This window comes from Colwellia sp. BRX8-5 (assembly GCF_014077325.1).
Classification (GTDB): domain Bacteria; phylum Pseudomonadota; class Gammaproteobacteria; order Enterobacterales; family Alteromonadaceae; genus Colwellia_A.
Genome location: NZ_JACGVR010000020.1, coordinates 65,885 through 75,268 on the forward strand (window position 1 = coordinate 65,885; position 9,384 = coordinate 75,268).

The 9,384-nt window shown below is 39.1% G+C and carries 11 protein-coding genes; 10 read left to right on the forward strand and 1 reads right to left on the reverse strand.

Going from position 1 to position 9,384, the window contains the following annotated elements:
• Positions 1-12: 12 nt before the first annotated feature.
• From dprA to H4J62_RS13590, 10 genes are all read left to right on the forward strand, one after another.
• Complete coding sequence (gene dprA, locus H4J62_RS13545; protein ID WP_310733552.1) at positions 13-1,170, forward strand: DNA-processing protein DprA; 1,158 nt, start codon at positions 13-15, stop codon at positions 1,168-1,170.
• Positions 1,171-1,179: 9 nt separating this feature from the next.
• Positions 1,180-1,653, forward strand: a complete 474-nt coding sequence (locus H4J62_RS13550) for a DUF494 family protein (protein ID WP_070375270.1) — start codon at positions 1,180-1,182, stop codon at positions 1,651-1,653.
• A gap of 75 nt (positions 1,654-1,728) precedes the next feature.
• Positions 1,729-2,304, forward strand: coding sequence for a topoisomerase DNA-binding C4 zinc finger domain-containing protein (locus H4J62_RS13555; protein ID WP_070375269.1), 576 nt, complete (start codon positions 1,729-1,731; stop codon positions 2,302-2,304).
• 38 nt (positions 2,305-2,342) lie between these two features.
• Positions 2,343-2,846, forward strand: a complete 504-nt coding sequence (gene purE, locus H4J62_RS13560) for a 5-(carboxyamino)imidazole ribonucleotide mutase (protein ID WP_070375268.1) — start codon at positions 2,343-2,345, stop codon at positions 2,844-2,846.
• Between the two features lie 254 nt (positions 2,847-3,100).
• Positions 3,101-4,726, forward strand: a complete 1,626-nt coding sequence (locus H4J62_RS13565; protein ID WP_182217478.1) for an acyl-CoA synthetase — start codon at positions 3,101-3,103, stop codon at positions 4,724-4,726.
• Positions 4,727-4,845: 119 nt separating this feature from the next.
• Entirely contained in the window at positions 4,846-5,394 is a 549-nt protein-coding gene (locus H4J62_RS13570) for a Sua5/YciO/YrdC/YwlC family protein (RefSeq protein WP_182175891.1), read from the forward strand.
• Positions 5,391-6,302, forward strand: coding sequence for an oxygen-dependent coproporphyrinogen oxidase (gene hemF, locus H4J62_RS13575; RefSeq protein ID WP_182175890.1), 912 nt, complete (start codon positions 5,391-5,393; stop codon positions 6,300-6,302). The genes H4J62_RS13570 and hemF overlap by 4 nt, the downstream gene beginning before the upstream one ends.
• 278 nt (positions 6,303-6,580) lie before the next feature.
• Positions 6,581-7,279, forward strand: coding sequence for an OmpW family protein (locus H4J62_RS13580; RefSeq protein WP_182217476.1), 699 nt, complete (start codon positions 6,581-6,583; stop codon positions 7,277-7,279).
• Positions 7,280-7,414: 135 nt separating this feature from the next.
• Positions 7,415-8,221 carry a shikimate dehydrogenase gene (gene aroE, locus H4J62_RS13585; protein ID WP_182217474.1) on the forward strand — a complete coding sequence of 269 codons (807 nt, stop codon included), beginning with the start codon at positions 7,415-7,417 and terminating at the stop codon, positions 8,219-8,221.
• Between the two features lies 1 nt (position 8,222).
• Complete coding sequence (locus H4J62_RS13590) at positions 8,223-8,450, forward strand: hypothetical protein (RefSeq protein ID WP_182204140.1); 228 nt, start codon at positions 8,223-8,225, stop codon at positions 8,448-8,450.
• A gap of 15 nt (positions 8,451-8,465) precedes the next feature.
• On the opposite strand, the gene H4J62_RS13595 is transcribed toward H4J62_RS13590, so the two are convergent.
• Positions 8,466-9,005, reverse strand: coding sequence for a gamma carbonic anhydrase family protein (locus tag H4J62_RS13595; protein WP_182217472.1), 540 nt, complete (start codon positions 9,003-9,005; stop codon positions 8,466-8,468).
• Between the last annotated feature and the right edge of the window lie 379 nt (positions 9,006-9,384).

Sequence of the window (9,384 nt, forward strand, 5' to 3'; positions counted from 1 at the left end):
AGGGAGAAGACAGTGACAATAAAGTATAATTTAGCTGTTATCCCTCAACAGGGTGATGAGTATAAAAAGAAAAGCGCGAGTCACTTTTGGCTGGCGCTTAAGCTTATACCACGCCTAGCTATCGATAAAAAATTAAGACTTGTTGAACTCTTTGGAGTAGAACAACTTTTTCATTCCTCACAAGAACTGTCATCATTAAACCTTACTCAAAAACAGATAGCGGCGATTAGATCTCCTGATTGGCAAAGAATTTCTGAAATTATTGCCGCCACTGAACGATGTATTAGTGCCATTATTCCTTTTGTTGACTCTCGTTACCCTTCACAGTTAAAGCAAATTTATGATCCGCCATTGGTTTTATTTGCCCAAGGAAATATTAGCCTATTAAACCAAATGCAAATTGCGATGGTCGGTAGCCGAGATGCCAGTATTAATGGTCGAGAGAATGCGTTTAAATTTGCACAACAGTTAGCAAATGCTGGATTAGTGGTCACGAGTGGTTTAGCGCTAGGTATAGATGGCGCCGCTCACCAGGGGACGTTATCGGCAGGAGGTAAAACCATCGCGGTTGTCGCGACCGGTTTAGATCAGGTCTATCCAGCAAGACATAGATTATTAGCAAAAAACATTCTAGACAATGACGGTGCTATTATCAGTGAATTTCCTCCAAACACCCCACCTAAGCCAGGTTATTTCCCCAAACGAAATAGATTGATTAGTGGTTTAAGTGTGGGGGTGCTGGTGGTTGAAGCCACTATTAAAAGTGGCTCTTTGGTAACCGCTCGTTGCGCCATGGAACAAAATCGTGACGTGTTTGCTATCCCAAGTACCATTAATAACCCACAAGCTAAAGGGTGTCACTGGCTGATTAAACAAGGTGCTAAACTTGTCGATAATATTGCCGATATAGTTGATGAATTAGATCTACTGCCACAAAGAGGTCTACACTTAACGATAAACAAAGAGAAAGAACAACGCTTAGAAAAAAGTCAAAAACAACACTTGTTTAACGATTCATTGTTAGCTAGTGTGGGTTATGAGATCACCCCCGTAGATATGGTGGTTTCACGAAGCAAATTACCGATAGATGTCGTACTAACTCGGTTAACAATGTTAGAGCTTAAAGGTCTGGTTGCTACGGTTCCAGGGGGTTACCTAAGAGTAAAATAGGGGCTAATTATGTTTGATATACTGATGTATCTTTTTGAAAACTATATACATAGTGAAGCCGAAATCATGGTGGATCATGAGTCATTAACGGATGAACTTACCCGAGCAGGTTTTCATCAAGACGAAATATATAAAGCGCTAAGTTGGTTAGAAAAGCTAGCAGCACTTCAAGACACCGATGCTTATCCGTATTTAACGCGAGTAGGGCGTCGCTCAGTACGTGTCTATGTTGATGATGAAATGCAATTACTTGATGTCGAGTGTCGAGGGTTTCTTTTATTTTTAGAGCAAGTGAATGTCCTAGATTTTACCACACGAGAAATGGTTATTGACCGCGTGATGGAGTTAGATACTAAGTTCTTCTCGATTGATGATTTAAAGTGGGTGGTACTTATGGTGTTATTTAACGTGCCAGGTAAAGAAAATGCTTACTCGCAAATGGAAGATCTTATTTTTGATGAGCAAGAAGGCCCATTACATTAAGTGTCAATCGTATAACTCGCTTAAGTTTGGCTAATCGTGGCATAATAACGTTAACAATATTCTAGTGATTGCATTATGCCTAATTCTGATAAACCCTTATTTTCACAGCACGAACATGCTTTAGAAAAAGCGTATGAAGTGTGCCCAGAATGTGGCAGTGAAATTGTTATAAAGAATAGTAAGTCGGGAAAGTTTTTTGGTTGTGCTTCCTATCCTGCCTGCGATTTCACTCGTCCAGTTGTCGAACACGAACGTGTCGAAGATAAAATTTTAGCTGGAACTGAATGCCCAGAGTGCCAACATGAACTTGCGGTTAAACAAGGGCGATATGGAATGTTTATCGGTTGTTCCAATTATCCCCAATGCCATCATATTGAAGATACTAGTGGTCAAGAAGACGTTGGCGTAGCTTGCCCACAGTGCCAGAAAAAGGGTAAGCAAGCCGAATTAATTGAGCGTACCAATCGCTATGGCAAAACATTTTATTCTTGTGAACAATATCCTAAATGCAAGTATGTCCTTAATTATCCACCCGTTGCTGAAAATTGCCCTCAATGCCATTGGCCGATATTAGTGAAGCGTAAAATGGCGAGTGGTAACGTCATAATCTGTCCAGAAAAGAAATGCACCTATAAGCGTAAAGAGATATAATACGCGCAATTATTTAACTAAACTTCTGGAGAGACAAAATGTCATCAACTTTTGTTGCAATTTTAATGGGTTCAGATTCTGACCTACCTGTTATGCAAGCAACCATCAGCGTTTTAAAAACATTTGGTATTGAACATGAAGTACGTGTTCGTTCAGCACATAGAACACCTGATGCTGCTAAAGCTTACGTAAAAGATGCCGAAGAACGTGGCTGTAAAGTCTTTATATGTGCTGCAGGTTTAGCGGCTCATTTAGCCGGTGCTGTTGCAGGAATGACCACACGTCCAGTTATTGGTGTTCCAATTGATAACGGACCATTACAAGGTCATGATGCCTTACTTTCAACGGTTATGATGCCTGGTGGAATACCGGTTGCAACAGTTGCTATTGGTAAAGCTGGTGCAAAAAATGCGGGTTATTTAGCCGCACAAATATTAGGTGTTGCTGATCCGTCTATTGCAGAAAAAGTAAAAGCAGAACGCGCTGCTAATGTTATTGCTTTACTTGCAAAAGATGAAGCGATGCAAGAAAAATTAACATAAATTTTATGTGTTATTTGAGAAACCAGCTACTTGCTGGTTTTTTTATGCCCAAAATTTACCCTGATATTTTTGTTTAGCTAAAATATAAATATTCCGCTAGATATTTACTGCGATCGAATGTGAATACCCCAATTCCCCCATTAGACCAAAGGATAATTTTTATACGCAATAATAGGCGTAAACTATCCTCAGTAAGTGCAGAAGTTAAGTAGCACTAAATAGCTACCAGCACCGTAATATAATGAGGAAAGTCGATGAACAATATTTATGACCAAGGCTTAGACAAAGTTGCAGCCAATAGCCAGCCTTTAACACCGATTAACTTTTTAAATCGAACCGCCGACGTACATCCTGAACGCGTTGCCATCATTCATGGTAAACAAAAAATCACTTATCGTGAATATCGTAATAATGTTAGACGGCTAGCCTCAGCATTAATGCAACGCGGTGTTAAGCCCGGTAATACAGTAGCCATCATGGCGGCTAATATTCCTGCCTTTCTAGACGCCCATTATGGTGTGCCGTTAACGGGTGCAGTATTACATTCTATAAACATTCGTTTAGACGCTGAAAGTATTGCTTTTCTTTTCGACCATGGCGAATGTGATGTACTCTTAACCGATACGGCATTTTCTTGTGTGGTAAAAAAAGCACTAACCTTATGTTCACGTCAACCGCTGATTATTGATATCGACGATGTAATGAGTGAAGGCGGTGAACGTTTAGGTTCTGTTGAGTATCAAGACTTACTTGCCGAAGGTAATGAAAATTTCACCGGAAATTTAATTCATGATGAGTGGCAAGCGCTGGCGTTAAATTACACATCAGGGACAACGGGTAACCCAAAAGGTGTGGTCTATTCACATCGCGGCGCTTATTTAAATTCGCTGGGTAACAACATGATCTGGCCATTAGGCAATAACTCAGTGTACCTATGGACACTGCCAATGTTCCATTGTAATGGTTGGTGTTTTCCATGGACTGTTGTTGCTGTGGGTGGAACACAAGTTTGCTTAAGGCAGGTAGAAGTTGGCGCAATCATTGAAAGTTTAATTGAGCATAAGGTCAGCCATTTTTGTGGCGCGCCAATCGTCTTAAATATGATTTTAAATGCAGACCAAAAGTTACTGGCAAAAGTACCACGTGGCATAAATATCATGACCGCGGGGGCTCCGCCACCACCATCCGTTATTAAAGGGATGGAAGTAATGGGGTTTGATATTACCCAAGGCTATGGTTTAACTGAAGTTTATGGGCCTTGTGTGGTAAGTGAGTGGAAAGATGAATGGAATGATAAAAGCGATGATGAACGAGCAGCGTTAAAAGCACGTCAAGGTGTACGCTATCCTACACAAGAAGAAGTCGATGTATTAGACCCTGAAACTATGCAGCCCGTCCCTTGTAATGCTGAAACGGTTGGTGAAATTATGTTTCGTGGTAATAGTATGATGAAAGGTTATTTAAAAAATGAGAAAGCGACCAATGAAGCATTTAAACATGGCTGGTTCCATTCTGGTGATTTAGCCGTTAAGCATCCTGATGGTTATATTGAAATACGAGATCGTTCTAAAGATATTATTATTTCAGGTGGAGAAAATATATCTTCAGTAGAAGTCGAAAGTATTTTATATCAACACCCTGACATATTAGAAGCAGCCGTTGTCGCTAAAAGCGATGAGAAATGGGGGGAAACTCCATGTGCCTTTGTTTCATTAAAGCGAGGCCGCAGCGCTACAGAGCAAGATATCATCAGTTTTTGTCGAGAACATATGGCTACATTTAAAGCCCCTAAGACAATTGTGTTTAGTGATTTACCAAAAACGTCGACAGGTAAAGTACAGAAATTTATTTTACGTGAAAAAGTAAAAAGCCTCTCATAACTATCAAGTGTTTAATTTTGGCGATAAAATTATTTTTATCTGAAATTAAACACTTATTTTATCTGTTAGATAAACGCCGTATAATCACAAAATAATCCTTTAATTTTCCATTATTATTTATGATGACTTCTGCCGAAGAGGCTTACAGCCAAGGTGGTATTATTGCTTATCCAACCGAAGCTGTTTTTGGCCTAGGTTGCGATCCAGATAATTTACTCGCAATTGAAAAATTACTTAGCATTAAAAACCGCTCTCCAGAAAAGGGCCTCATTTTACTAGCGGCTAACTACTCTCAATTACTCCCTTATATTGATGACAGTAAAATACCGCAAGATAAACGCTTGAGTATACTTTCTCGCTGGCCTAACGGTATTACTCAATTATTGCCAAAAAATAGCAATACCCATCGGCTACTTACTGGAAAATTTTCCACCATAGCCGTTCGATTGACTAGCCAACCTGATGTAGTAGCGCTATGCAACAAGGTAAATAAACCGATTGTTTCTACCAGTGCTAACCTATCAGGGGAGGAGCCGGCAAGAACTTGGCAAGACGTTGAAGAAACTTTGTCAGCTGAAATCGATTTCATCATAAAAGGTAGTACTTTAGGGTATACTCAACCTTCAAGAATAATTGATGCACTGACCGGAGAGACAATTCGAGCATGAGCCAAGTAAGCATAGAAACAGTCATTGAATTTTTAAAATCACTGCAAGACAATATTTGTTCAGCATTAGAAGCCGCCGACGGTAGTGGGCAGTTCGTTGAAGATAACTGGATACGCGCTGAAGGCGGTGGTGGCCGTACTCGAGTATTAACCGACGGGACTGTTATTGAACAAGGTGGTGTTAACTTTTCAGAAGTCTCTGGTGATAAGTTACCCCCATCAGCGAGTGCTCATCGACCTGAACTAGCCGGTAGAACCTGGCGAGCTTGTGGTGTTTCATTAGTTATTCACCCTAAAAATCCTTATATTCCAACGTCACACGCTAATGTACGATTTTTTATCGCTGAGAAAGAAGGTGAGGAACCTGTGTGGTGGTTTGGTGGTGGTTTTGATTTAACCCCTTTTTATCCTATAAAAGAAGATGTTGTTCATTGGCACCAAACGGCTAAATCACTTTGTCAGCCTTTTGGTGAAAATGTTTATAATGAGCATAAAAAATGGTGCGATGAATATTTTTATTTAAAACATCGAGATGAAACGCGTGGTGTCGGTGGTTTATTTTTTGATGATTTGAATCAATGGGATTTTGATACTTGCTTAAATTATATTAAAGCTGTTGGGCAAGGCTTTGTTGACGCTTATGTTCCGATTATCGAAAAAAGAAAGCACATTGAATTCTCTGAGCAACAACGTCAATTTCAATTATATCGCCGTGGCCGTTATGTTGAGTTTAACTTAGTCTTTGACCGAGGAACCTTATTTGGTTTGCAGTCAGGTGGGCGTACAGAATCGATATTAATGTCGATGCCGCCACTTGCTCGTTGGGAATATAATTATCAGCCCGATCCAACAAGTCAAGAAGCTGAACTGGCTCAGTACTTAGTACCGCAAGACTGGTTAGCTCAATAATTATTTTCATTTATAATACTTCAGCTAGATTTTTTTGAACGCCGATTGAACGAGAAGCGTAAAGCTTCTCGTGTTTCTGTCAATGACATTAGCTGTTTTATATTTGCGTCACCAAGCTTACTTGCCACTGTTATTTACCTCTACTCCCCTCTATTCGTAAAATGTTTAAATAAAAGTTAAAACAACGCAATTTTATTGCGCTAGGTCATGTTTTTATTTTTAAGTCTCTATAGAATCCGTTTCATTAAATACCCACAAAATAAACAGGGACTTTGCACATGAAAAAACGTTTACTTACTTTAGCTGTTTTAGCTTCTCTTTCTGTAACTGCCTTTGCTGAAGATTATAAAACCGGAGATTTTGTTTTCCGTGGTGGTGCGACTATGGTTAACCCAGATAGCGGTAAGTCAGGGGTTTTTGTTGAAGCATTAGGAGGTAACACGCCATTATCTCTTTCTGTTGATGACAATACTCAACTTGGCTTAAATTTTATTTATTTCTATGATAACAATTGGGCAATAGAAGTTTTAGCTGCAACACCATTCGCCCATGATGTCATTATTCACGATCAACAACGTATCTCTGCCGGACTGTTTGGTGCGAACGTCGATGGTGCGACATTAGCGGAAGTCACACAGTTACCACCTACAATTAGTGCACTTTATTACTTTAACAGTGCATCGAACATTAAACCTTATGTGGGTGTTGGCATAAATTACACCATATTTTTTGATGAAAGTTTTAAAAGTACACCTGAATCCTTAGGTTTTAATGATTTAGAGCTTGATGGCTCATTAGGCTTATCGTTTCAAGTGGGCGCCGATTACTTAATAAATGATAAGTGGCACGTAAATGCTTCCGCTCGTTATATTGATATTAATGCCGATGCCACCTTCAAAATTGGTGATATTAAAGGGTCTGCGTCAGTAGAAATTGACCCTATGGTTTATTCAATCATGTTGGGTTATAAGTTTTAGTATTATTAATAACACAAACTCTTAACAACACCCTTTTAAGGCAGTCATCTTTTATATAAAGGTAACTGCTTTTTTTATATTCATCATGCCTTTATTACGATAACCTTAAGTATAATTTATTACCCAGTGCTTTCTATGGATCAATATCGCGTCTTTGGTAACCCTATCAAACAATCACGTTCGCCCATCATTCACCAATCTTTTGCGCAGCAAACTCAGCAGCAACTTAACTACCAAAGTGAATATGTAGCACTAGAGCTATTTGAACAAACAATCATTACTTTTATGAATAGTGGCGCTAAAGGTGCCAACATTACCGCTCCTTTTAAAGAACAAGCGATGGCATTATGCGATAAATTAACCGAGCGGGCTCAACTTGCCGGCGCGGTAAATACCTTAACGTTTGCGGGTGGTAAAATATTTGGCGATAACACCGATGGGGAAGGGCTTGTACAAGACCTCCTTAATCATAAAATATTATTAAAAAATAGTCGTATTTTATTACTTGGTGCCGGTGGTGCTGCTAAAGGCGTGATTTTACCTTTATTAGCACAAGGACCACAGAAAATTGTTATCGCCAATAGAACAGTTAGTAAAGCCGAAGAGCTGATTAAAAAGTTTAACAACAATAAATTAACGGCTACAGGGTTCGATGCTCTGGAAGCAGAAAAGTTTGACCTTATTATCAATGCTACATCGGCAAGCTTAACGGGGAAAATTCCACCGTTATCAAAAGAGCTTATTGCTAATACCGACTGTTACGATATGGTTTATGGTAAAGAACTTAGTCCATTTTTAGCTTGGGCGAAAGCCAATGGCGCAAGTAATGTTATTGATGGTTTAGGTATGTTGGTAGAACAAGCCGCCGAAAGTTTTAGAACTTGGCGAAATGTTTCACCTGAAACAGCATCGGTGCTAAATAGGCTAAGAAAAGAGGATTAAGATGAATCAACAAATAATCTTCAACGATGATATAACTTATGATAACAACCAACAGGGCTGGATCTTTAGTGGATTACTCTCTGGTGAGCGTATTAATATTCTTATTAAGTGTACAAAGCATAATGTAATGAGTGATGCATTGAAATTTGATTTAGAAGAAATCGTTGAAGAGTGGCTCGACGATAATGAGCCACTCCCTGAAAGTCGAATAGAGCTGTATTATAAGTAACGGGCTAATAAATTATTATTGAGCAAGGTACTCATTCTTAAGCTCAACATAATTAATCGCAGACTGACTAAGAAATGCTTGCTCACTTTCTTTTAGTAATCTCACTTGTTTTACCGGGTTACCTACATATAGGTAACCACTCTCTAACGTTTTATGAGGAGGCACCAAAGAACCTGCACCAATAAAAACGTCACTTTCAATAATCGCGCCATCCATAATGATTGCCCCCATACCAACAAGTATACGATCTCCTAACGTGCAACCATGTAGCATGCACTTGTGACCAACGGTAACATCTTCACCTATAATGAGAGGATTGCCTGTTGGATTACCTGCGCTTTTACGGGTTACATGCAATACCGTACCATCTTGGATATTGGTTCTATTGCCAATGCTAATAGTATTAACATCACCCCTAGCGGCGACCAAAGGCCAAATACTGACATCGTCACCCATAGATATATCTCCAACGAGTACAGCAGACTCATCAATATAGACCTTTTGGCCCAATTTTGGTGTGATTTTATTGTAGCTACGTAATATAGTTTTATTCATAATGAGAATTAGGTTGTGAACTTGTGCATTAATATTAGCAAATATCGACTAAAGGTTGAAAAAATATCAGTTATAAACTGTATTAATATAAATGTTTAGTTTAACGAAAGAGTATCAGCTAATAGAAGTGTGGTTAATAAATGTGGTATTCGGTCGAATAAACCTCAATAAAAACGTGGCCTGTACGTTAATTAAGCGAACAAACGTTTATTTCAAACTTATTACAAAAAAGGGTTGACGCCCAGCGAGAAATCTCTAGAATGCGCTCCAGTTCCAAGGGGTTCAGTCAAAACGAACCACGAAAGAGCTGTTTTGATAAGTTATCTACATCACTTTAGAGTAAAGTAGTTAACTTAACGTTTTATAGATAAGGTTTGAA

Excerpts from the sequence above, each read along its gene's own strand:
- H4J62_RS13595 (WP_182217472.1), bottom strand. The coding sequence starts at position 9,005 with ATGAATAAAACTATATTACGTAGCTACAATAAAATCACACCAAAATTG.
- H4J62_RS13550 (WP_070375270.1), top strand. The coding sequence starts at position 1,180 with ATGTTTGATATACTGATGTATCTTTTTGAAAACTATATACATAGTGAA.
- hemF (WP_182175890.1), top strand. The coding sequence starts at position 5,391 with ATGAGCCAAGTAAGCATAGAAACAGTCATTGAATTTTTAAAATCACTG.
- aroE (WP_182217474.1), top strand. The coding sequence starts at position 7,415 with ATGGATCAATATCGCGTCTTTGGTAACCCTATCAAACAATCACGTTCG.
- purE (WP_070375268.1), top strand. The coding sequence starts at position 2,343 with ATGTCATCAACTTTTGTTGCAATTTTAATGGGTTCAGATTCTGACCTA.
- H4J62_RS13565 (WP_182217478.1), top strand. The coding sequence starts at position 3,101 with ATGAACAATATTTATGACCAAGGCTTAGACAAAGTTGCAGCCAATAGC.
- H4J62_RS13570 (WP_182175891.1), top strand. The coding sequence starts at position 4,846 with ATGATGACTTCTGCCGAAGAGGCTTACAGCCAAGGTGGTATTATTGCT.
- H4J62_RS13555 (WP_070375269.1), top strand. The coding sequence starts at position 1,729 with ATGCCTAATTCTGATAAACCCTTATTTTCACAGCACGAACATGCTTTA.
- H4J62_RS13580 (WP_182217476.1), top strand. The coding sequence starts at position 6,581 with ATGAAAAAACGTTTACTTACTTTAGCTGTTTTAGCTTCTCTTTCTGTA.
- H4J62_RS13590 (WP_182204140.1), top strand. The coding sequence starts at position 8,223 with ATGAATCAACAAATAATCTTCAACGATGATATAACTTATGATAACAAC.